Below are 23,212 nucleotides of genomic sequence, written 5' to 3'. Positions count from 1 at the left end.
GAAAATTTCATCCAATGCTAAACGGATCCGCATCCTGCCAGGCCGGAAACTTCTCCCGATACTCCTTCAGCGCCGTCAATGACAGCTCCGCATCAATGCGCGTCGCCTGATGCGGCTCGGCTGTGGCAATAATCTCGCCCTGCGGGTTCACCACCCGGCTGTCGCCGCGGTAGTGATGTCCGTTACCGTCCGTCCCCACGCGGTTACAGCCCACCACGTACGCCTGGTTCTCAATCGCGCGCGCCACCAGCAGCGCCTGCCAGTGCAGCGAGCGCGGCGCAGGCCAGTTGGCGACATACAGCGCCAGATCGTAATCGTTGCGGTTGCGCGACCACACCGGGAAGCGCAGGTCGTAGCAGACCAGCGGCAGGATGCGCCAGCCGCGCCACTCGAACACCACGCGTTCGTTACCCGCTTCATAGTGATGATGTTCATCGGCCATGCGGAACAGGTGGCGTTTATCGTAAAAATGCACTTTCCCTTCCGGCTCAACCAGCAGGAAGCGGTTCACCGGGCCGCGTTCCGTTTGCAGTGCGGCGCTCCCGGCGATCAGCGCGTTGGTTTGCTGTGCTTTGGCATGCATCCAGGCGACTACCTCTTCCTGGGGCATCGACTGTTTAGCCGCTTCCATGGCGAAGCCGGTGGTGAACATCTCCGGCAGGACAATCACATCTCGCCCGGTAATCTCTTCCAGTTGACGATCAAAGTGGCGCAGGTTGGCAGGGCCATCCATCCACACTAAAGGTTGCTGCAAAATCGAAATCTTCAGACCAGGCACGATACAGACTCCTCAAACGACCCCTTTTTGACACTGTAGCACGTCATTACGAGAAAATGTGGCAATAAAAAACCCCGCGCGAGGTGCAATGCCGTTCACTTAAGCGGAGCGGCATGGATGTCCACCGGATAGCGGGCTTTTGACATCTTAACCGCCCTCGGCCTTTATGGTCGGGGGCGTTTTGTGATGAACAACGCTTCCAGATTTCCCCGCAGATGCTCCGGTCGTTGCGAGATTGTCCCCGGAGAATGGTCTGACATTGCTGACTGCGGCGATCTCACTATGGAATACGGTATATATAGAAAGAGCCATAGATTCTCTGAAGCGAAAAGGACTCCCGCTAAATGAACAGCTTATTGCGCATCTGTCCCCGCCAGGATGGGAGCACATAAATCTCAGCGGGGATTACGTCTGGCGAACAAACCTCAAGCTGGGACAGGGTAAATACCGTACGTTACGCTCAGTGGATAGTAGTCTGTACAAAAAACAGGCTTAACGTAGGATAATTTACGGATTCCTGGCGGACCCCAACATGAATGGACTGTTCGGCATCAGAAAACGCTTGAGATGGAGCAAAACAGAAGCAGCGTTAGGGTCATCAATGACGCGTTAACTTGCCGGAAACGGCACTTTCAGTGCCATTTTTCGACGAAACTGGAGGTGATTCACTTGGCTGCATAAATATGCAGAGGATGAAAATTTTTCAGGTGCGTTGCCGGTGGTTTTGCGGTTTACCAGCCACGACTTTAGCACGTCAGACCCCGGAAACGCCGCCAGTGGTGATCTGGCGGTGCTGATAACAGATGTTATATTTAATCGTGTTCTGTCAGGTCCAGTGCTTTGAGTGTTTTAAACCCATTTTCTGACACTCTATAACGAGAGTGCTTTGTTTCTTCGTTGTAAATTACATCGACTAAACCATGTTCGACTAAATTAGTGACAATTCTCGCTACGTTGCCAAATCCGGGGATCCCTTTCATAGAAAGTGCGCGGTCTAGAATTATCCAGCTCCAATCCATGTCTTTTTCAGACATGACTTTTAGTACGTTAATTTCTGTCTTCGTGATCGTCATTTCAGTGCGTCCGGGTGGAATAGGTCACCGTCTTTAAGTTTAAAATCTTCTAACGTTGCTGTGTGTGCATTGTTCCATAGGTCATAGCTAGCAGGCCCTTCAGGTTCACCTGATTCCCAACCTAAATTGCAATAACGTTGGAATTCTCTGCATTCGTGTGTGTAGTAATTTAGATCTGCTTGTTCGGGGGGAAATTCACCTTTTGCAATGTTTTTTAGCCTACCAATCATCACATCGTTAGCAGGGTCGTGGTCGAATCGTGATATATGTTTTTCTACGGTTGCGATCCCTTCATGAGTGACATTCACCCCATCTGTCGTCAGATTTTCGATCGGTCCACCTGCCAGTTCGGGATCAAACGTTCTTCCTGATGCAGCCCCTCTCGCCCCGAAATGCTCAAGCTCTTCCAGTTCTGGGAATCGCATCCTGCCCATCGTCAGCCCTGCCACGACAGATGCGCCAGCAATGATCAGTCCTTTGTTATCCATGACTTGATCGTAACCAGCTAACGTGTCGCCGCCTAGCTGCTGTGCGGCCTGATGGAATCCCTCTATATTGCCGTTGTACACACCTCCACCGGCCATCAATCCTCCAGCTATTTTGCTGTTGATTACTTTGCCCGCCTGAGCGTGCTGCACGGGTTCTCCGGAAGTGCGGAACTTCACGGTTGGTGCGGGTTTTCTACCGTTCTGGTTATTGATGGCATGTCGAAAAGCGCGCTGAAAATCACTGACAATCCAGCAGAACGGATCTGCATTATTAAAAATCAGCTCACCACCGGTGTCGATGTGGAAAGGGTTTACCGTTTCGTCCCACTGTTCGTCTGTATCCAGACCGATAACCCAGCCCTCCATCAGGTTTATTTCCAGATCATCATAAACCGGGTCGTAACCCGTTTGCTGATAGGGTTTGTTGTTAAAACCGTCCTTCTGTCTGGGAACCTCATTTACTGGTGGTGACGTGTAGTTTCGGTAGTCCAGGTCATAGCTTACCGTCGCTTTTTCCAGTGTCGCTTCCGGTGTCAGGATATGCTGGAAATCTTCGGGAGAGAGCTCCCGTTCGAGTTCCCACAGAGTGTACAATCTGAACATCAAACGTCCTTTTCATCCATGTGTCCTGTATGGATTTTCCGCTCTTTCTGCTTGTTAATCAACCATTCAGGGGGCAGTTTGGAGATCGGAAATTCTGGGCTCCGTTTTCCAGGCGTACCCCATCAAGAATGGCTCCACGCAGCTGCTGGCGTGCCGATCATTGGTTACCCCAGATAAGTCAGACAGTGTTGTATCCACTCAGCGGGAAGGTGTTTGACAAACATCTGGGCAGATGGCGGTGGCATAAGAGGGTGGTCACTGAAATCGAGCAGATCGTTGAGAAGTGGCATAAGAAAACGGCTCCCTGTGGTGGAAGCCGTTATAGTGCCGTAGTTTAAGGATCGGTCAACTGATCCTTAACTGATCGGCATTGCGCGCGAGGCGGGGTTTGTATAAGCGAAACGCGTTATGCCGCTTCAGGTTTGCGGTGCTTCTCCGGCAACTTTACCGGCTGTGTCGCCAGCTCTTCCGGTTCGAAATCATCCACGTTGATACTGCGCAGACGGCTCTCTTCGGCTTTCACCAGCAGCGCGGCTTCATCTTTGTTGATAATGCCACCGGCCAGCGCCTGTTTCGCCAGTTCGTCCAGACGGGTAAACGGCAGGTTTTTGCCCAGCTGTTTGCAGATTTTCTGGTGAATCGGATCGGCAGCCATCACGTCCAGCAGCGCCTCTTCCAGCAGACCTACCGGGTTATGCGGCGTTGGAGCCAGATACTGACCGCGGCCAATGCGGGAGCGGGTTGCGCTCGGTACCTGCAGGATCTTCGCCACCTTGTGATCCAGCTTGTCGGACGGCGCCAGATGGTGACGTCCGGTCGGGAAGATCACCGCGCGCAGTGTGCCCGCCACGAAGCGGTTCGGGAAGTTGGCCAGCAGGTCGTCAATAGCCTGTTCTGCCTGATACATTGCATCCTGGACACCCCAGTGGACCAGCGGCAGATCCGCTTCCTGACGGCCTTCGTCGTCGTAGCGTTTCAGCACCGCCGAGGCCAGGAAGATCTGGCTCAGTACGTCGCCCAGACGGGCAGAGATACGCTCGCGACGCTTCAGGCTACCGCCCAGCACCGCCATGGAGACGTCAGACAGCAGAGCCAGGTTGGCGCTCAGACGGTTAAGATGCTGGTAGTAACGTTTGGTCGCATCGCCGGTCGGCGTCGCGCTGGTAAGACCGCGCGTCAGGCCGAGCCAGAAGCTGCGCACCTTGTTGCTGCCCACGTGACCGATATGTTTGAACAGCAGCTTGTCGAAGGCGTCCACGTCGTTGTTCTGCGCGGCGGCCATCTCTTCCAGCACATATGGATGGCAGCGAATCGCCCCCTGACCGAAGATCATCATGCTGCGGGTCAGGATGTTTGCCCCTTCCACGGTGATGGCAATCGGTGCGCCCTGATAGCCGCGCGCCAGGAAGTTGCCTTCGCCGAGCATAATGCCTTTACCGCCCGCGATATCCATCGCGTCAATGATCGACTGCTGCGCACGGTGGGTACAGTGGTACTTCACAATCGCGGACAGCACGGCCGGTTTTTCGCCCAGCATGATGCCGTAGGTAATCAGCGATGCAGCGGCATCCATCACGTAAGCGTTGCCCGCGATACGCGCCAGCGGCTCTTCGATACCCTCCATCTTGCCGATGGAGATTTTGAACTGACGGCGGATGTGGGCGTACGCACCAATCCCCATTGCTACCGACTTCAGGCCGCCGGTTGAGTTCGACGGCAGGGTAATACCGCGGCCAACCGACAGACATTCCACCAGCATGCGCCAGCCCTGGCCGGCCATTTTCGGACCGCCGATGATGTAGTCAATCGGCACAAAAATATCCTGACCGCGGGTCGGACCGTTCTGGAACGGCACGTTCAGCGGGAAGTGACGGCGACCAATTTCAACGCCTGGGGTAGAGGTTGGGATCAGCGCGCAGGTAATGCCGAGGTCTTCCTCGCCGCCCAGCAGTTTTTCCGGGTCGGAGAGCTTAAAGGCCAGGCCCAGCACGGTGGCAATAGGTGCCAGGGTGATATAGCGTTTGTTCCAGGTCAGGCGCATGCCCAGCACCTGCTGGCCCTGCCACTCGCCCATACAGACCACGCCGGTATCCGGGATTGCGCCCGCATCGGAGCCTGCTTCCGGGCTGGTCAGCGCGAAGCACGGGATTTCCTGACCGCGCGCCAGTCGCGGCAGATAGTGATCTTTCTGCTCTTCCGTACCGTAGTGCTGCAGCAGTTCACCCGGGCCTAAGGAGTTCGGCACGCCGACGGTAATCGCCAGGATCCCGGAGACGCCCGCCAGCTTTTGCAGCACGCGAGCCTGAGCGTAAGCGGAGAACTCAAGACCGCCGTACTCTTTCTTAATGATCATCGCGAAGAAGCGATGCTCTTTCAGGTAGGCCCACAGCTCCGGCGGCAGGTCGGCCATTTCGTGGGTGATAGCAAAGTCGTTTGCCATGCGGCACGCTTCTTCCACCGGGCCGTCAATAAAGGCCTGTTCTTCGGCGGTCAGGCGCGGCTGCGGATAGTTGTGCAGCTTTTTCCAGTCAGGGTTGCCCTGGAACAAATCGCCTTCCCACCAGGTGGTGCCCGCATCAATCGCTTCTTTCTCGGTGCGCGACATTGGCGGCATCACTTTGCGGAAGCCTTTGAACACCGGCGCGGAGATCATCGACTTACGCATCGGGGCCAGGTTAAACGGCAGAAGAATGATGGCAAGAGGGACTAAAAGCCAGATATTCCAGAGACCTGCGACGCCAAGCGCAGCCGTCCAGGCCAGAAGAATCAGGCTACTCAGGAATAAACTTACGCGGTGATAGAACAGCACACCGAGCAGAACAGCGGTTGCGAGAATGCTCAAAATCATCATAAAGAAAAGCTCCCTTGCTTGTAGGAGGTCTGACCACTTGTGATGATATGGTTGTAGTTGATGTGAATTCCTTTAGCAATGTGTTTACAAAATAATTACAACCTGGTTCACATTGTTCGCGTTTTAGCCGGCACAAAAAATCAAAACGCCGGACGATTCGCATGGCTTTAGCTTCTCGCTTTTCCCGCTATCCGGTACACTCCACTGTGTTATTTCATCAATACTGAAGGATTATCCTCATGTACCAGGATCTTATTCGTAACGAACTGAACGAAGCGGCGGAAACGCTGGCGAACTTTCTGAAAGATGATGCCAATATCCACGCTATTCAGCGCGCAGCGGTCCTGCTGGCCGACAGTTTCAAAGCCGGTGGCAAAGTGCTCTCCTGCGGTAACGGCGGCTCCCACTGTGACGCCATGCACTTCGCCGAAGAGCTGACCGGACGCTACCGTGAAAACCGTCCGGGCTACCCGGCGATTGCGATTTCCGATGTGAGCCACATCTCCTGCGTAGGCAACGACTTCGGTTACGACCACATCTTCTCCCGCTACGTTGAGGCGGTAGGCCGTGAAGGTGATGTGCTGCTGGGTATCTCTACCTCCGGTAACTCCGCTAACGTGATCAAAGCGATCGCCGCCGCGCGCGAAAAAGGGATGAAGGTCATCACCCTGACCGGCAAAGATGGCGGTAAGATGGACGGTAGCGCGGATATCGAAATTCGCGTTCCGCACTTCGGTTATGCAGATCGCGTTCAGGAAATTCACATCAAAGTGATCCACATCCTGATCCAGCTGATCGAAAAAGAGATGGTTAAGTAAGACTTCGCTGGGGGACGCCTGTGTCCCCCGCTGTTGTGGAGGTGACGTATGTGCGAACTGCTCGGGATGAGCGCCAATGTGCCAACCGATATCTGCTTTAGTTTCACCGGGCTGGTTCAGCGCGGTGGGGGAACCGGGCCGCATAAAGATGGCTGGGGCATCACCTTCTACGAAGGCAAAGGGTGTCGCACGTTCAAAGATCCACAGCCCAGCTTTAACTCACCGATTGCCAAACTGGTACAGGACTACCCCATTAAATCCTGTTCGGTGATCGCCCACATCCGCCAGGCAAACCGCGGCGAAGTGGCGCTGGAAAACACCCATCCCTTTACCCGAGAACTGTGGGGCCGTAACTGGACCTACGCGCACAACGGGCAGCTTACGGGCTATAAATCACTGGAGACGGGCAATTTCCGTCCGGTCGGCGAAACGGACAGCGAAAAAGCCTTCTGCTGGCTGCTGCACAAGCTGACGGAGCGCTATCCCCGCACGCCAGGCAACATGGCTGCCGTGTTTAAATACATCGCTTCGCTGGCATCAGAGCTGCGTGAAAAAGGCGTGTTTAATATGCTGCTGTCTGACGGGCGCTACGTGATGGCGTTCTGCTCGACGAACCTGTTCTGGATCACCCGCCGCGCGCCGTTTGGGGTGGCAAAGCTGCTCGATCAGGATGTGGAGATAGACTTTCAGAAAGAGACCACACCGAACGATGTGGTCACAGTCATTGCGACGCAGCCGCTGACGGGCAACGAAGCCTGGCAGAAGATCATGCCAGGCGAGTGGGTACTATTTTGTCTCGGGGACCGTGTAATTTGACGCCAGTTGCGGGTGAACGACTTCGTGGCTCAGCGGTTTGCTGACCACGTAACGCCCATCGACGATAGAGACTACCGGCGGCTTGTGGGTCTGCTCAAAGTAATCAAAACCTGGCTTCAACTGTTTCCAGAATTCTGCGTAGTATGAGTACTTATGGCGCGCCATATTGGCATCGGTCATGCGGAACGGATAGATGCTGACCTGAACGTTAGGCTGCCCAAACACCAGCGCGCCCGTTACAAACTGGAAAATCTCATCAATACCGGCGTCGGTCATCGCATAACAGCCGACAGACACGCAGGCGCCGTGGATCATCAGGTATTTACCTTCATAACCGTGAGCACGGTCATAGGCGTTCGGGAAACCAATGTTAATGGCTTTATAGAAGCGGCTGTCGGGTTTGAGCTGGCTACGCTGAACGTTGTAAAAGCCTTCCGGGCTTTTGAAATCGCCCTGACGCTGTTTCGGGCCCAGCCCGCCGGAATAGTTACAAATCTTGTAGCTATCAAGCAGCTGATATGTTTCGCCCATTTTGACATACAGATCGAGCGTGCGCTCTTCCTTGAAGATCTGAATATAAACCGGGGATCCCATTAACTGCTGTTTATATTCTTTGCTGATCGGCGTCGTGGAGCTGTTGCTGCTGAGCAGCCCGGCAAACGACATGCACGGAATCAGAAGCATCGCAATGAACAATGCGATTTTACGCATACTACTAGTTCCTTGATAAAACCATGACCAACTTGCCAGGACGGCAAAAGAGACCCGAAATCAGATTATTCTGTTAGGAGCGCTCACATTAGCACCGCTATAGATTTTCGCAAGAGCCGGGCGGTGAGTTTACAAATTAGTTTTACTTTATAAACCATCAAAATCGTGCTGGCTCCAGGAACTTTGCGTAATAGCTCGCAATTTGGCGCGCTCGACGCTGGATTACCTGCCCGTCAGAAGGGGAAAATGTTACACTTCGCGTCCACTGGATTGTTGTTTATGGAAACCTGCTAACCACATGTTTAAAATAAAAAAAGGACTTGATTTGCCGATTGCAGGCGTGCCTGAGCAGCACGTCTCGTCAGGTGCAAGCGTCCGTCATGTCGCTATATTAGGTGACGATTATCTGGGAATGCGGCCTTCAATGCTGGTACAAGAGGGCGATCGCGTTATTAAAGGGCAGGCGCTCTTTGAAGACAAAAAAAATCCCGGCGTCATGTTCACCGCACCCGCCAGCGGCACCGTTGTCGCGATTAATCGTGGCGAGCGACGCGTGCTGCAGTCGGTGGTTATCCGCATTGAAGGCGATGAACAGCGTGAGTTCGCGCGTTATGAAGTCGCGGAACTCGCGTCGCTTAGCCGCGAAGATGTGCAGGCTCAACTGCTGGCATCCGGTTTGTGGACGGCGCTCCGCACGCGCCCTTTCAGCAAATCTCCTGTTCCTGATACCGCACCAGCCGCCATTTTCGTTACGGCCCTCGACACCAACCCACTCAGCGCGGATCCGCAGCCTGTTATTCTGGCGCAGCGCAAAGATTTTGATGCCGGTCTGACCGTTTTAACGCGTCTGACCCCTGGAAAAGTGCACGTCTGCCAGGCTGGTGGCGGCAAGCTTGGTGGTCATCCGCTGGGTCAGGTCACGTTTAATGAATTTTCTGGCCCGCATCCTGCGGGGCTGGTCGGGACGCACATCCATTTCCTTGAGCCGGTGAGCCTGACAAAACAGGTCTGGCATCTTAACTATCAGGATGTCATTGCCATCGGTAAGCTCTTCACCACGGGTGTGCTCTGCGCTGAACGGACCATCGCTATCGGTGGGCCGCAGGCGGCAAATCCGCGCCTGGTGAAAACGCTTCTGGGAGCAGACATAAATGAACTGCTCGTCGGGGAAACGAAAGAGGGTGAAAACCGCCTGATTTCCGGTTCGGTACTCAGTGGCCGCCATGCCCTTGGCGCGCACGCGTACCTGGGGCGTTTCCATTTGCAGGTCAGCATTGTGCAGGAAGGGCGTGAAAAAGAACTGTTCGGCTGGGTGCTGCCCGGCGCGGAAAAATTCTCGGTCACCCGCACCACGCTGGGCCATTTCCTGCGTCATAAGCTGTTTAACTTCTCCACCAGCACGAATGGCGGAGAGCGCGCTATGGTGCCAATTGGCAACTACGAGCGCGTGATGCCGCTGGATATTCTGCCTACCGTGCTGTTGCGCGATCTCCTGGCTGGCGATACCGATGGCGCGCAGGCGCTCGGCTGTCTGGAGCTGGACGAAGAAGATCTGGCGCTCTGCACCTATGTGTGTCCAGGTAAATACGAATATGGACCCGTATTGCGCGAGGTGTTAACCCGCATTGAGCAGGAAGGATAACCATGGGTTTAAAACATCTCTTTGAAAAAATTGAGCCGCACTTTACCGAAGGGAAGCTCAAAAAGTACTACCCGCTGTATGAAGCGACGACCACCATTTTCTACACGCCAGGCCTGGTGACGAAAGGCGCGGCGCACGTTCGCGATGCCATCGATCTGAAGCGAATGATGATTCTGGTGTGGTTTGCCGTCTTCCCGGCTATGTTCTGGGGCATGTACAACGTCGGTCTGCAGACCATTCCTGCCTTGCATCATCTATACGATGCGCAGCAACTGGCGCAGGTGATTCAGTCTGACTGGCACTATCGTCTGGCGCAGTCGCTGGGCGTCAGCTTTGCCGCTGATGCTGGCTGGGTCAGCATGATGACGCTGGGCGCGGTCTTCTTCCTGCCGATTTACATGACCGTCTTTATCGTGGGCGGCTTCTGGGAAGTGCTGTTCGCCATCATCCGCAAACATGAGATCAACGAAGGCTTCTTTGTTACCTCCATTCTGTTTGCGCTGATTGTTCCGCCAACGCTGCCGCTCTGGCAGGCGGCGATGGGGATCAGCTTTGGCGTGGTGATTGCCAAAGAGATCTTCGGCGGAACCGGACGTAACTTCCTCAACCCGGCGCTGGCGGGGCGTGCGTTCCTGTTCTTTGCTTACCCGGCGCAAATCTCAGGTGACCTGGTATGGACGGCTGCGGACGGTTTCTCCGGCGCGACGCCGCTTTCTCAGTGGGCGGCAGGCGGCGGCGAAACGCTGGTGAACAATGCGACCGGCCAACCGGTGACCTGGTTTGATGCATTTATTGGCAACATTCCGGGCTCCATTGGCGAAGTATCTACCCTGATGATTTTGATCGGCGGGGCCATCATTCTCTTTGGCCGCGTGGCCTCATGGCGGATCGTCGCGGGCGTTATGCTCGGCATGGTGCTTACCGCCACGCTGTTCAATTTCATTGGTTCAGACACGAACCCGATGTTCTCCATGCCGTGGTACTGGCACCTTGTGCTGGGGGGCTTTGCGTTTGGCATGATGTTCATGGCCACCGATCCCGTTTCGGCCTCGTTTACCGACAGAGGTAAATGGTGTTATGGCGCGCTCATTGGGGTGATGTGTGTTCTGATTCGCGTGGTCAACCCGGCCTATCCGGAAGGGATGATGTTGGCCATTCTGTTTGCCAACCTGTTTGCGCCGCTGTTCGACTACCTGGTCGTGCGCGCCAACATTAAGCGGAGGAAGGCGCGTGGCTGAGGTTAAAAATAACGATAGCATCAGCAAAACGCTGCTGGTGGTGCTGGTACTGTGTCTGGTTTGTTCCATCGTGGTTGCGGGTTCTGCCGTAGGGTTAAAACCGCTGCAGCAGGAGCAACGCGCGCTGGATAAACAGCGTAACATTCTGGCCGTGGCCGGGCTGATGCAGGAAGGCATGACGAAGGACGAGGTCGCCGACGTGTTTGCCGAACGTATTACCCCACGGCTGGTGGATTTAAAAACCGGTGAGCTGATGGATAAAGACCCGGCGAAGTATAACCAGGCGTTGGCGCTGAAAGATCCGCAGATGAGCACCGTGCTTGACGCTTCACAGGATCCGGCAGGTATAAAGCGCCGCAGCAACATCGCGGAGATCTATCTGGTCCGTGACGAGCAAAAACGCGTACAGGAAGTGGTTTTGCCGATTTACGGTAACGGGCTGTGGTCAATGATGTACGCTTTTGTGGCACTGGATACAGATGGCCGCACGGTCAAAGGCATTACGTATTACGATCAGGGCGAAACGCCGGGGCTGGGTGGCGAAGTGGAAAACCCTAACTGGCGAGCGCAGTTTGTCGGTAAAAAAGTGCTCGACGACAACGGTCAGCCTGCGCTGAAGTTGGTGAAAGGGGGCGCGCGTGCCGGGGATGAATTCGCCGTTGACGGCCTTTCCGGCGCCACGCTCACCTCTAACGGGGTACAGCACAGTTTTGATTTCTGGATGGGTGAACTGGGCTTTGGTCCCTTCCTGAAAAATGTACGTGAAGGAGCGCTGAACAATGGCTGATATGGGTGAACTGAAAGAAGTTAAAAAAGTACTGATTGGCCCACTTTTAGCCAATAACCCGATAACCCTGCAGGTGCTGGGCGTCTGTTCAGCTCTGGCGGTAACGACAAAACTGGAAACGGCGGTTGTGATGACGCTGGCGGTAACGCTGGTTACGGCGTTCTCCAGCATGTTTATCTCCATGATCCGCCACCACATCCCTAACAGCGTGAGGATCATCGTGCAGATGGCGATCATCGCCTCGCTGGTGATCGTGGTCGATCAGCTGCTGCGCGCTTTCGCCTACGAAACCTCGAAGCAGCTTTCGGTGTTTGTCGGGCTGATCATCACCAACTGTATCGTGATGGGCCGCGCAGAAGCCTACGCCATGAAAATGCCGCCGCTGGCGAGCTTTATGGACGGTATCGGCAACGGTCTGGGTTATGGCGTGATCCTGCTGACGGTTGGTTTTCTGCGCGAGCTGATTGGCAGCGGCAAGCTGTTTGGCGTTCAGGTACTGGATACGGTGCAGAACGGCGGCTGGTATATGCCGAACGGCCTGTTCCTGCTGGCCCCAAGCGCGTTTTTCATTATCGGTTTGCTGATCTGGCTGATTCGTACGTTGAAGCCTGAACAGCAGGAAAAGGAGTAACCGACAATGGCTCATTACCTGAGTTTATTTGTGCGCGCGGTGTTTGTTGAAAACATGGCGCTCGCCTTCTTCCTGGGCATGTGTACGTTCCTGGCCGTTTCTAAAAAGGTCTCGACGGCATTTGGCCTGGGCGTGGCGGTCACCGTTGTGTTGGGGCTTTCAGTTCCGATTAACAACCTGGTGTTCAACTTCGTGCTGCGGGACGGCGCGCTGGTGGAGGGAGTCGATCTTAGCTTCTTGAACTTCATCACTTTTATCGGTGTCATTGCGGCGCTGGTGCAAATCCTGGAGATGATCCTCGATAAGTATTTCCCGTCGCTGTACAACGCGCTGGGGATCTTCCTGCCGCTGATCGCGGTGAACTGCGCCATCTTCGGTGGCGTCTCGTTTATGGTTCAGCGCGATTACAACTTCAGTGAATCGGTAGTGTATGGTTTCGGTTCCGGTATCGGCTGGATGCTGGCGATTGTCACCATGGCGGGGATCCGTGAAAAAATGAAATATGCCAACGTGCCTGCGGGGCTGCGTGGCTTAGGGATCACCTTTATCACCACCGGCCTGATGGCGTTGGGCTTTATGTCCTTCTCCGGTGTGCAGCTATAAGGGCTAACAGATGGAAATTATTCTTGGCGTGGTGATGTTCACGCTGATAGTACTGGTGCTGTCAGGGCTGATTCTGGCGGCGCGCGCAAAGCTGGTCAATTCCGGGGATGTGGTTATTGATATCAATGACGATCCGCAGAACCAGATCCGCACACCGGCAGGTGATAAGCTGCTTAATACGCTCTCGGGCAACGGGATTTTTGTCTCATCAGCCTGCGGCGGCGGTGGCTCATGCGGGCAGTGCCGTGTGACGGTGAAAGAGGGGGGCGGTGATATTCTGCCTACTGAACTGTCGCATATCACGAAGCGTGAAGCCAAAGAGGGCTGCCGTCTGGCCTGCCAGGTCGCGGTGCGTCAGAACATGAAGATTGAGCTGCCGGAAGAGATTTTCGGCGTGAAAAAATGGGAGTGCGAGGTTATCTCGAACGATAACAAAGCCACGTTCATCAAAGAGCTCAAGCTGCGTGTCCCTGAAGGGGAGAGCGTCCCGTTCCGTGCAGGCGGGTATATCCAGATTGATTGTCCTGCGCACACCGTGGCGTATGCCGATTTCGATGTGCCTGAAGAGTACCGGGCTGACTGGGATAAATTTAACCTCTTCCGCTTTGTTTCTGAGGTCAAAGAGCCTGCGCTTCGCGCCTATTCCATGGCTAACTACCCGGAAGAGAAGGGCATTATTATGCTCAACGTGCGTATCGCCACGCCGCCACCGAATGTGCCTGACGCGCCGCCGGGCGTGATGTCGTCGTATATCTGGTCCCTCAAGCCGGGTGACAAAGTGACGATCTCCGGTCCGTTCGGTGAGTTCTTTGCCAAAGATACTGACGCTGAAATGGTCTTTATCGGCGGCGGTGCGGGTATGGCTCCTATGCGCTCGCACATTTTCGACCAGCTCAAACGTCTTAGCAGCAAGCGTAAAATTAGCTTCTGGTACGGTGCGCGCTCGCTGCGAGAAATGTTCTACGACGACGAGTTTGAACAGCTGGCGCGTGAGAATCCGAACTTTACCTTCCACGTGGCGCTTTCCGATCCGCAGCCGGAAGATAACTGGACGGGCTATACGGGGTTCATCCACAACGTGCTGTATGAAAACTACCTCAAACAGCATCCGGCACCGGAAGACTGCGAGTTCTATATGTGTGGTCCGCCAATGATGAACGCCGCCGTGATCAAGATGCTGAAAGATCTCGGTGTGGAAGATGAGAACATCCTCCTTGATGATTTCGGAGGCTGATCATGCTGACCTTTCTGGCAACCTTTGCGGTGTTTTTTCTGGTGATCTTCGGCATGTCATTAGGCTGGATCATCAAGCGTAAAAGCATTCAGGGCAGCTGTGGCGGTATCTCTTCCATCGGAATGGAAAAGGTGTGCGACTGCCCCGAACCGTGCGATGCACGTAAAAAACGGATGGCCCGGGACCAGCAGAGGATCATCTAGAAAAAGGCCGCTTCATGCGGCCTTTATCATTTATTTTGCCCAGCTTCTGGCTTTGGCTGGTGAGTCCACAAGAACACCGTCGGCACCCAATGTTTTCGCCTTCTGGTAATCTTCTTCAGAGTTCACACCGATAAAAATCAGATGGGCATTGCCCTGAGAGCGGAAGCAGTCAACGGCCTCTTTGTCCCACGTTAACGTTGCGGGGGAGATACCTTCGCCTAAGGTGAATTTCTCGACTACCTCTACTTTTCGGTTTAACTCAAGTCCATACCAGTAATCGTCCATTTTTTTCGAGGGGGACAGACATTCGTGGCTCAACGAAACAGTGGCCAGACGCGTGCGGGTTTCGCTGCGTGTGACAAAGCGGGGGATTTCAGCAGGCAACGCATCCAGATAGCGATCCTCCGTAGAATAGACGCGAATGCGATTCAGGCTGTTGGTCTCTTTCAACACGTTCAGCAGCGCGATGCCCATGGTCGCCGGATCGGCATCCGGGGATTTAATATCAATGAAAAACCGCGTTTTTGGCCAGGTGGTCAGTACCGACTTCAGGGTGGGTATTGAGGCATTCAGCAGGCTTTCCGGCAGGTTCTTATCTTTCCACTTAACGCTGACATCCGCCTTCGCCAGTTCCTCAGCGGTATACTGTGACACCTTTCCCTGTAGATTGCTTAACGCTTTCAGATCGACTGGTCGGTAAAGAACCGGTACACCATCCCGACTCAATTGCACGGTTATCCAGACGATATCTGCTTTGTTTTCGAGCGCAAGCTTAATGGCTGGCAGGGTGTTTTCAGGTGCATCCGCAGTCCCGCCCCGGTGAGCAACGATCGCAGGGTTAGCAGATGCAGCACTCGCCAGAAACAGTAACGAAATCGAGAGAATTTTCTTCATGAATAATTACGCTCCATTAATTTGCTAAATATATGTATATAAAGGTTTTATTACGCATGTTTGTAACACATTTATATGACAACTGTGAGTAAGGAAAATAGCTGACGCATTTTTTTCCTTTTGTTATACTGTATATAAATACATGTGTGGTATGACCGATGCGCAAAATAATCCATGTCGATATGGACTGCTTTTTTGCCGCAGTGGAGATGCGCGACAACCCGGCGCTGCGGGATATTCCCATCGCTATTGGCGGCAGCCGCGTTCAGCGCGGTGTGATCAGCACCGCCAACTATCCTGCACGCAAATTTGGCGTGCGCAGCGCCATGCCGACGGCAATGGCTCTAAAACTTTGCCCGCACCTTACCCTTTTGCCGGGGCGCTTTGACGCCTATAAAGAAGCGTCAAACCATATACGCGAAATCTTCTCTCGCTATACCTCACTGATTGAACCGCTATCGCTGGACGAAGCCTATCTGGACGTCACTGACAGCGTGCACTGTCACGGCTCCGCCACGCTGATGGCGCAGGAGATCCGCCAGACGATTTTCAACGAGCTGAATCTGACCGCGTCGGCAGGCGTCGCGCCCGTTAAGTTTCTTGCCAAAATCGCCTCCGATTTAAATAAACCCAACGGCCAGTACGTCATCACTCCTGAAGAGGTTCCTGCGTTTCTAAAAACGCTGCCGCTTGGCAAAATCCCCGGCGTAGGCAAAGTTTCCGCCGCGAAGCTGGAAAAAATGGGATTACGCACCTGCGAAGATGTGCAGCGAAGCGACCTTGCGATGTTGCTCAAGCGCTTTGGGAAGTTTGGCCGCGTGCTGTGGGAACGCAGCCAGGGGATTGACGATCGTGATGTGAACAGCGAACGGCTACGGAAATCCGTCGGCGTTGAGCGCACGCTGAGCGAAGACATCCATGACTGGTCGGAATGCGAAACCATTATTACGGAACAGCTCTATCCGGAGCTGGAACGACGCCTGATCAAAGTAAAACCTGATTTACTGATTGCCAGACAGGGCATCAAACTGAAATTTAATGACTTTCAACAGACAACGCAGGAGCACGTCTGGCCGCGTCTCAATAAAGAGGATCTGATCGCAACCGCGAAAAAGGCATGGGAAGAACGCCGGGGCGGGCGAGGGGTGAGGCTGGTGGGATTGCACGTTACGCTGCTGGATCCGCAGTTGGAACGTCAGTTGGTTTTGGGATTGTAATTGCCCGGTGGCACGAGGTTGTTCACCCTCTCCCTTGAGGGAGAGGGCTGGGGTGAGGGTATTATTTAACAGGAATCGCCTTCAGCAGTTCCGTCAGCAGCGTCCAGTAATGGCCGACGCTTTCAATATGAACCTGCTCATCCGGAGAGTGTGGACCGGTGATGGTTGGCCCGATAGAGACCATGTCCATGTCCGGATACGGTTTCTTGAACAGACCACATTCCAGACCCGCGTGGATCACCTGGATGTTCGGCGTGCTGTTGAACAGACGCTGATAAGTTTCACGCACCAGCGCCATTACCGGAGAGCTTGCATCCGGCTGCCAGCCAGGATAGCTGCCTTTAGCGGAGGTTTTCGCACCGGCCAGCGTGCCCAGGGATTCCAGCATGCTCACCACGTACTCTTTACCGCTGTCGATCAGAGAACGAATCAGACAAATGATCTCTGCGCTGTCATCGCTCATGGTCACCACGCCCACGTTCAGGGAGGTTTCCACTACGCCTTTCGCCACGTCAGAGTTGCGAATAACGCCGTTTGGCGTCGCGTTGAGCAGCTGAACGAAGCTGTCGCGAGACTGCGCGGTCAGGGCGGATTTATCCGTAGACACGGATTCCAGCACCACGGTCAGGTTCTTCTCTTTCGCCGACAGTTCGTTTTTCAGGATATCCAGGTAGACGCTGGAGAGTTTTTTCAGCTCGTCCGCTTTCGCCGCTGGCACCGCCACGGTGGCAAAGGCTTCGCGTGGGATCGCGTTGCGCAGTGTACCGCCGTTGAAGTCCACCAGACGCAGGTCCAGCTCGGCCGCGTGGCCCGCCAGGAAGCGTGCCAGCAGTTTGTTGGCGTTACCCAGACCCAGGTGAATATCACCGCCGGAGTGACCGCCTTTCAGCCCTTTCAGCGTCAGCTTGAAGGTCTGGAAGCCCGCAGGAATCGCTTCGCGGGACAGCGGCAGGGTAGAGATGAAATCAATCCCGCCCGCGCAGCCCATGTAGATTTCACCTTCTTCTTCGGAGTCGGTGTTGATCAGGATATCCGCCTGCAGCCAGTTTGCCTGCAGACCGAATGCGCCGTCCATGCCCGCTTCTTCGGTCATGGTCAGCAGCACTTCCAGTGGGCCATGCTCAACGCTGTCGTCGGTCAGCACCGCCAGCGCAGAGGCCATACCGATGCCGTTGTCCGCACCCAGCGTGGTGCCGCGTGCTTTTACCCAGTCGCCGTCGATGTACGGTTGAATCGGGTCTTTGGTGAAGTCGTGAACGGTGTCGTTGTTCTTCTGTGGCACCATGTCCAGGTGCGCCTGCAGCACAACCGGTTTGCGGTTTTCCATGCCTGCGGTGGCAGGTTTGCGGATCAGAATGTTGCCAACCTGGTCGCGCTCAGCGTGCAGACCTTTTTCCTTCGCCCAACCCATAATATGTTCGGCAAGCTGTTCTTCATGGTAAGACGGGTGTGGGATGGAGCAGATTTTCGCAAAAATATCCCACAGCGGCTGTGGAGATAATTGAGACAGTTCAGACACGATAAGTCTCCTTGTCGAGGCGCTGCAAACAGGGTTGCAGGCCACAGGGTTAGCAGGTTAATAGTTACCACAAGACAGGCTTGCGAGATGCAACTGAGAATACCACTTTCTCTGCTGGCTGGTAGCATAAAGCATGTAAAAACTCAGGCAGGGAGCGCTAAACACTGGTTTTTAGTGCGCCAGATCTCTATAATCTCGCGCAACCTGGTTCACCCTCATTTTTTTAAGCCGTATAAAAACAGGCTGGGACACTTCACATGAGCGAAAAATACGTCGTCACCTGGGACATGTTGCAGATTCACGCACGCAAACTGGCTGCGCGTCTGATGCCTTCCGAACAGTGGAAAGGCATTATTGCCGTCAGCCGTGGCGGTCTGGTACCGGGGGCGCTGCTGGCACGTGAGCTGGGTATTCGTCATGTCGATACCGTCTGCATCTCCAGCTATGACCATGACAACCAGCGTGAGCTGAAAGTGCTGAAACGCGCTGAAGGCGACGGTGAAGGCTTCATCGTTATCGACGATCTGGTGGACACCGGCGGCACCGCGGTGGCTATCCGCGAAATGTATCCAAAAGCACACTTCGTGACGATCTTCGCCAAACCGGCAGGCCGCCCGCTGGTTGATGATTACGTGATTGATATCCCGCAGGATACCTGGATTGAACAGCCATGGGATATGGGCGTGGTCTTCGTACCGCCTATTTCAGGCCGTTAATTCCCGCACGTAACTTTACACGCCCGGCTATGCCGGGCGTTGTTCTTTTTACCCCGCCACGCGTTACAATGGGCACTATATGACGTATCCATGGAGGCAACGCAATGACGCAGGCGAATCTCACCGAGACTCTCTTCAAACCCCGTTTCAAACACCCTGAAACGTCGACGCTGGTGCGTCGGTTTAATCCGGGGACCATGCCTGCCGTCCAGTCTGCGTTAGACGGTAAAAACGTGCCCCACTGGTATCGCATGATTAACCGCCTGATGTGGATCTGGCGCGGTATTGATCCCCGTGAAATCCTCGATGTGCAGGCGCGTATCGTGATGAGCGAGTCTGAGCGTACCGACAGCGAACTCTACGACACGGTGGTGGGCTACCGGGGCGGAAACTGGATCTACGAATGGTCTAAACAGGCGATGCTGTGGCAGCAAAAAGCCAGCCAGGAAGAGGATGCCACGCGAAGCGGCAAGCACTGGCTGCATGCGGCCAACCTCTACGCCATTGCCGCGTACCCGCATTTAAAAGGGGACGAGCTGGCTGAACAGGCTCAGGCGCTGGCGAATCGCGCCTATGAAGAGGCGGCTCAGCGTCTGCCGGGTCAGATGCGCGAGCTTGAGTTCGCCGTTCCGGGCGGTGCGCCCGTTACCGGCTTCCTGCACATGCCTGAAGGCGACGGTCCGTTCCCGACCGTGCTGATGTGCGGTGGTCTGGATTCCCTGCAAATTGACTATTACAGCCTGTATGAGCGCTACTTCGCACCAAAAGGGATCGCGATGCTGACGCTCGATATGCCTTCCATTGGCTTCTCATCGAAGTGGAAGTTAACGCAGGATTCGAGCCTGCTGCACCAGCATGCGCTTAAAGCGCTGGAAAATGTTCCTTGGGTTGATCATACCCGCGTGGCGGCATTTGGTTTCCGTTTTGGGGCGAACGTCGCGGTGCGTCTGGCCTACCTTGAATCTTCACGTCTGAAAGCAGTTGCCTGTCTGGGGCCAGTGGTTCATGCCCTGCTCAGCGATCCTGCCCGCCAGGGCAGCGTGCCGGAGATGTATCTTGACGTGCTGGCCAGTCGCCTTGGCATGCATGATGCATCAGACGAAGCGCTGCGCGTTGAGCTCAATCGCTACTCGTTAAAAACGCAAGGGTTGCTGGGGCGCCGCTGCCCGACGCCTATGCTGTCCGGTTTCTGGAAAAACGATCCCTTCAGCCCGGAGGAGGAGTCACGCTTAATCACTTCGTCATCTGCGGATGGCAAATTGCTTGAGGTGCCGTTCAGCCCGGTGTATCAGAATTTTGACAAAGCCTTGAAAGAGATCACGCGCTGGATCGCTCAGAGATTGTGTTAATAGATTGCTAAATTTCGCTGGTTTGATAAAACAGTGGCTTCACAAAAGGAGATCGCAATGACGTTACCGAGTGGACACCCGAAAAGTAGGCTGATTAAGAAATTTATGGCTCTCGGCCCGTATATTCGAGAAGAGCAGTGTGAAGAGAATCGCTTTTTTTTCGACTGCCTGGCTGTTTGCGTCAACGTGAAGCCTGCACCCGAAAAACGTGAATTCTGGGGCTGGTGGATGGAAATGGAAGCAGAGGAAAAGCGTTTTACCTATAGCTACCAGTTTGGCCTGTTTAATAAAGACGGCAACTGGCAGGCCGCCATCATCAAAGATCAGGAAGTGATCGATCGCCTGGAATATACCCTGAAAGAGTTTCACGACAAGGCGAGCGCACTGCTGGCAACTCTGGATCTGAAGTTCGAGCCAGCGGATGACTTTTCCAGCGAAGCGGTGAAGCTGACCGCGTAATGGTTTCTCCCTCTTCCTGTGAAAGAGGGCCGGGGTGAGGGCAGCAGACCGCTTTACCCTGGGCAAAAAAATCCCGGCTTATATGCCGGGATTTTCTTATTTAGATAATCTTAGAACTGATACGTCACACCCAGCGCAACGATATCATCGCTGCTCACGCCCAGCTTATTATCGTCGTCAATCTGGTTGATTTTATAATCAACAAACGCGGACATGTTTTTGTTGAAGTAATACGTGGCGCCCACGTCAATATATTTCACGATATCTTCGTCGCCAATGCCTTCGATATCTTTACCTTTGGACTGTACATAACCCACGGATGGGCGCAGACCAAAGTCAAACTGATATTGTGCAACCACTTCGAAGTTTTGCGCTTTATTTGCAAAACCACCGGAGATAGGGGCCATATTGCGGGTTTCAGAATAAATAGTGGCCAGGTAAATATCGTTCGCGTCGTATTTCAGACCGGTTGCCCAGCCCTCGGCTTTTTTACCTTCACCGCGCGCCTGCAGGTTCTGCGCGTTGGTGCGATCGGAGCTAGCATAAGCACCAATGACGGAGAAATCACTGCCGCCGAAGTCATAGGCCAGAGACGTACCAAAGCCGTCACCGTTCTGCTTTTTCACGTCGCGGTTTTCGTTTTTGCCCTGGTACTGCAGGGTCATATCAAGACCGTCCACCATGCCAAAGAAGTCGGTATTGCGATAGGTGGCCAGTCCGGAGGCACGTTTAGTCATGAAGTTGTCGGTCTGTGCCAGGCCGTCACCGCCGAACTCAGGGAACATATCGGTGTATGCCGCGACGTCATAAAGCGCGCCCAGGTTACGGCCGTAATCCAGAGAACCAAAGTCTTTCAGTTTAATACCGGCGAACGCCAGACGCGTTTTCTGCGAGGAGTCGCTTTCCGCTTTGTTACCCGCAAATTCAGCTTCCCAACGGCCGTAACCCGTCAGCTGATCGTTAATCTGGGTTTCGCCTTTAAAACCGAAACGAACGTACGTCTGGTCACCATCTTTGGTGTCATCATCGCTGATATAGTGCATAGCTTTCACTTTGCCGTACACGTCCAGTTTATTACCGTTTTTATTATAAACTTCTGCTGCGTGAACAGATGCGGAAGCTACCACGCCCATAACCACTAATGCCAGAGTGCTCTTTTTCATTTTCGATCCTGTCTTATAAACGCGCTTTAAAAATTCGCTGGACGATAAGCTCATGCTTAAGTCCCGTGAAAAAACAGGAAGGGTTTTATCGTTCTGGAATGAAACTTTTATGACAAACTAAGAATAATTTTAAAAAACTGTGATTTATTATTTCGGTAATAAATTTGTCAAATTCTGCCGCTACGCTTCCTGATCCCGCGCAACAAAGTGCCTGGTGATGCACTAAGGCAGTTGGCAACCGGGCTGACTCCTGTTAAAACGTTCGTTCGACATTACTTTCCCTTATCGTTGAACGGCAGAGAATCATGAGTGACAGCCAGACGCTGGTGGTAAAACTCGGTACCAGTGTGTTAACAGGCGGATCGCGCCGCCTAAATCGCGCCCACATTGTTGAGCTTGTACGTCAGTGCGCTCAGCTGCATGCCGCAGGGCATCGAATCGTGATTGTTACCTCCGGGGCAATTGCCGCCGGGCGTGAACACCTGGGCTACCCCGAACTCCCCGCGACGATCGCCTCTAAACAGCTGCTGGCCGCCGTGGGACAAAGCCGACTCATTCAACTCTGGGAACAGTTGTTCTCCATCTACGGCATTCACGTCGGGCAGATGCTGCTGACGCGTGCCGATATGGAAGACAGAGAGCGCTTCCTGAACGCCCGCGATACCCTGCGTGCGCTGCTTGATAACAATATCGTTCCCGTGATCAACGAAAACGATGCCGTTGCCACTGCCGAAATCAAAGTGGGTGACAACGATAACCTCTCTGCGCTGGCCGCGATTCTGGCCGGTGCCGATAAATTATTGCTTCTGACCGATCAGCAGGGGCTGTTCACCGCAGATCCGCGCTCCAACCCGGAAGCCGAGCTGATTACCGACGTTCACGGCATCGATGATGCCCTGCGCGCTATCGCCGGTGACAGCGTGTCTGGCCTGGGAACGGGCGGTATGGGGACTAAGCTGCAGGCCGCCGACGTGGCATGCCGCGCTGGTATCGACACCATTATTGCGGCGGGGAGTCGCCCTGGCGTGATTGGTGACGTCATGGAAGGTATCTCTGTGGGAACCCGCTTCCACGCCCAGGAATCCCCGCTGGAGAACCGCAAGCGCTGGATCTTTGGCGCGCCTCCTGCGGGTGAACTCACCGTTGATGAAGGGGCAACCGCCGCGATTCTGGAACGAGGGAGTTCATTGCTTCCTAAAGGAATTAAAAGCGTGACAGGCAACTTCTCCCGTGGTGAAGTGATCCGCATCCGTAACCTGGAAGGCCGCGACATTGCCCACGGCGTAAGCCGTTATAACAGCGATGCTCTGCGCCGCATTGCGGGTCACCACTCGCAGCAGATCGACGCCATTCTGGGCTATGAATATGGCCCGGTTGCCGTGCATCGCGATGACATGATTATTCGTTAAGGAGCCAGAA

The 23,212-nt window shown here is 54.3% G+C and carries 22 protein-coding genes and 2 pseudogenes; 15 read left to right on the top strand and 9 right to left on the bottom strand.

The features are described from left to right. Positions 1-7: 7 nt before the first annotated feature. Positions 8-778, bottom strand: a complete 771-nt coding sequence (locus D5066_RS05515) for an amidohydrolase (protein WP_041911141.1) — start codon at positions 776-778, stop codon at positions 8-10. Between the two features lie 95 nt (positions 779-873). Then, positions 874-1,026, bottom strand: a pseudogene (locus D5066_RS23300) (IS4 family transposase); the annotation flags it as partial. On the opposite strand from D5066_RS23300, the pseudogene D5066_RS05505 reads away from it, so the two are divergent. Continuing rightward, a pseudogene (locus tag D5066_RS05505) lies at positions 1,026-1,274 on the top strand (Tn3 family transposase); the annotation flags it as partial. The pseudogenes D5066_RS23300 and D5066_RS05505 sit on opposite strands and share 1 nt — an antisense overlap. 316 nt (positions 1,275-1,590) lie before the next feature. Here the strand turns inward: D5066_RS05505 and D5066_RS05500 are convergent. From D5066_RS05500 to fadE, 3 genes are all read right to left on the bottom strand, one after another. Beyond that, entirely contained in the window at positions 1,591-1,851 is a 261-nt protein-coding gene (locus D5066_RS05500; protein WP_119915300.1) for a MarR family transcriptional regulator, read from the bottom strand. Then, entirely contained in the window at positions 1,848-2,942 is a 1,095-nt protein-coding gene (locus D5066_RS05495) for a DUF8093 domain-containing protein (protein WP_119915299.1), read from the bottom strand. Before D5066_RS05495 ends, D5066_RS05500 begins: the two co-directional genes overlap by 4 nt. Before the next feature lie 406 nt (positions 2,943-3,348). Next, entirely contained in the window at positions 3,349-5,793 is a 2,445-nt protein-coding gene (fadE, locus tag D5066_RS05490) for an acyl-CoA dehydrogenase FadE (RefSeq protein WP_119915298.1), read from the bottom strand. A gap of 239 nt (positions 5,794-6,032) precedes the next feature. Here fadE and lpcA point away from each other — a divergent pair, with 239 nt between their 5' ends. Together lpcA and D5066_RS05480 are read left to right on the top strand one after the other, a co-directional pair. Then, positions 6,033-6,611, top strand: a complete 579-nt coding sequence (lpcA, locus tag D5066_RS05485; RefSeq protein ID WP_119915297.1) for a D-sedoheptulose 7-phosphate isomerase — start codon at positions 6,033-6,035, stop codon at positions 6,609-6,611. A gap of 48 nt (positions 6,612-6,659) precedes the next feature. Then, positions 6,660-7,427 (top strand): class II glutamine amidotransferase, encoded by a 768-nt coding sequence (locus tag D5066_RS05480; protein ID WP_080328125.1) that lies wholly within the window; start codon positions 6,660-6,662, stop codon positions 7,425-7,427. On the opposite strand, the gene dpaA is transcribed toward D5066_RS05480, so the two are convergent. After that, the gene (dpaA, locus tag D5066_RS05475) at positions 7,398-8,138 is read right to left on the bottom strand and encodes a peptidoglycan meso-diaminopimelic acid protein amidase (protein WP_080328124.1); all 741 of its coding nucleotides are present in this window, start codon (positions 8,136-8,138) and stop codon (positions 7,398-7,400) included. The genes D5066_RS05480 and dpaA overlap by 30 nt on opposite strands. Positions 8,139-8,436: 298 nt before the next feature. On the opposite strand from dpaA, the gene D5066_RS05470 reads away from it, so the two are divergent. Genes D5066_RS05470 through nqrM form a run of 7 tightly spaced genes read left to right on the top strand, consistent with a single transcriptional unit; the run spans position 8,437 to position 14,476 of the window. After that, positions 8,437-9,780: a Na(+)-translocating NADH-quinone reductase subunit A gene (locus D5066_RS05470; RefSeq protein ID WP_119915296.1), complete on the top strand. Its 1,344-nt coding sequence runs from the start codon at positions 8,437-8,439 to the stop codon at positions 9,778-9,780. Positions 9,781-9,782: 2 nt separating this feature from the next. Continuing rightward, a complete protein-coding gene (locus D5066_RS05465; protein ID WP_119915295.1) occupies positions 9,783-11,018 on the top strand; it encodes an NADH:ubiquinone reductase (Na(+)-transporting) subunit B in 1,236 nt (411 codons plus the stop codon). After that, on the top strand, positions 11,011-11,805 hold the full coding sequence (locus D5066_RS05460; RefSeq protein ID WP_119915294.1) for a Na(+)-translocating NADH-quinone reductase subunit C: 795 nt from the start codon (positions 11,011-11,013) through the stop codon (positions 11,803-11,805). Before D5066_RS05465 ends, D5066_RS05460 begins: the two co-directional genes overlap by 8 nt. Position 11,806: 1 nt before the next feature. After that, positions 11,807-12,436: an NADH:ubiquinone reductase (Na(+)-transporting) subunit D gene (locus D5066_RS05455; protein WP_119915320.1), complete on the top strand. Its 630-nt coding sequence runs from the start codon at positions 11,807-11,809 to the stop codon at positions 12,434-12,436. A 6-nt stretch (positions 12,437-12,442) separates the two neighbouring features. Then, positions 12,443-13,039 carry an NADH:ubiquinone reductase (Na(+)-transporting) subunit E gene (nqrE, locus tag D5066_RS05450; RefSeq protein ID WP_003863217.1) on the top strand — a complete coding sequence of 199 codons (597 nt, stop codon included), beginning with the start codon at positions 12,443-12,445 and terminating at the stop codon, positions 13,037-13,039. A 10-nt stretch (positions 13,040-13,049) separates the two neighbouring features. After that, a complete protein-coding gene (nqrF, locus tag D5066_RS05445) occupies positions 13,050-14,273 on the top strand; it encodes an NADH:ubiquinone reductase (Na(+)-transporting) subunit F (protein WP_080328119.1) in 1,224 nt (407 codons plus the stop codon). A 2-nt stretch (positions 14,274-14,275) separates the two neighbouring features. After that, positions 14,276-14,476, top strand: a complete 201-nt coding sequence (gene nqrM, locus D5066_RS05440; protein WP_119915293.1) for a (Na+)-NQR maturation NqrM — start codon at positions 14,276-14,278, stop codon at positions 14,474-14,476. Positions 14,477-14,506: 30 nt separating this feature from the next. Here nqrM and D5066_RS05435 read toward each other — a convergent pair whose 3' ends face one another. Beyond that, positions 14,507-15,370, bottom strand: a complete 864-nt coding sequence (locus D5066_RS05435; protein WP_119915292.1) for a glycerophosphodiester phosphodiesterase family protein — start codon at positions 15,368-15,370, stop codon at positions 14,507-14,509. 158 nt (positions 15,371-15,528) lie between these two features. Here D5066_RS05435 and dinB point away from each other — a divergent pair, with 158 nt between their 5' ends. After that, a complete protein-coding gene (gene dinB, locus D5066_RS05430; protein WP_119915291.1) occupies positions 15,529-16,587 on the top strand; it encodes a DNA polymerase IV in 1,059 nt (352 codons plus the stop codon). A gap of 61 nt (positions 16,588-16,648) precedes the next feature. Here dinB and pepD read toward each other — a convergent pair whose 3' ends face one another. Then, on the bottom strand, positions 16,649-18,106 hold the full coding sequence (pepD, locus tag D5066_RS05425) for a cytosol nonspecific dipeptidase (RefSeq protein WP_119915290.1): 1,458 nt from the start codon (positions 18,104-18,106) through the stop codon (positions 16,649-16,651). Positions 18,107-18,363: 257 nt separating this feature from the next. Between pepD and gpt the strand changes: the two genes are divergently transcribed. The 3 genes from gpt to crl all read left to right on the top strand — a co-directional run bounded on the left by gpt (position 18,364) and on the right by crl (position 20,630). Beyond that, positions 18,364-18,822: a xanthine phosphoribosyltransferase gene (gene gpt, locus D5066_RS05420; protein WP_003863205.1), complete on the top strand. Its 459-nt coding sequence runs from the start codon at positions 18,364-18,366 to the stop codon at positions 18,820-18,822. Between the two features lie 104 nt (positions 18,823-18,926). After that, the gene (gene frsA, locus D5066_RS05415) at positions 18,927-20,171 is read left to right on the top strand and encodes an esterase FrsA (RefSeq protein ID WP_080328114.1); all 1,245 of its coding nucleotides are present in this window, start codon (positions 18,927-18,929) and stop codon (positions 20,169-20,171) included. A 57-nt stretch (positions 20,172-20,228) separates the two neighbouring features. Continuing rightward, a complete protein-coding gene (crl, locus tag D5066_RS05410) occupies positions 20,229-20,630 on the top strand; it encodes a sigma factor-binding protein Crl (RefSeq protein ID WP_119915289.1) in 402 nt (133 codons plus the stop codon). 110 nt (positions 20,631-20,740) lie between these two features. Here crl and phoE read toward each other — a convergent pair whose 3' ends face one another. Beyond that, on the bottom strand, positions 20,741-21,793 hold the full coding sequence (phoE, locus tag D5066_RS05405) for a phosphoporin PhoE (protein ID WP_028012086.1): 1,053 nt from the start codon (positions 21,791-21,793) through the stop codon (positions 20,741-20,743). Between the two features lie 305 nt (positions 21,794-22,098). Between phoE and proB the strand changes: the two genes are divergently transcribed. After that, the gene (gene proB, locus D5066_RS05400; RefSeq protein WP_014882684.1) at positions 22,099-23,202 is read left to right on the top strand and encodes a glutamate 5-kinase; all 1,104 of its coding nucleotides are present in this window, start codon (positions 22,099-22,101) and stop codon (positions 23,200-23,202) included. Positions 23,203-23,212: the final 10 nt, after the last annotated feature.

The sequence above is a fragment of the Enterobacter chuandaensis genome (assembly GCF_003594915.1).
Lineage (GTDB): Bacteria > Pseudomonadota > Gammaproteobacteria > Enterobacterales > Enterobacteriaceae > Enterobacter > Enterobacter chuandaensis.
Note: the sequence above shows the minus strand (reverse complement) of the source record. Positions and strands in the feature narration are given on the sequence as shown.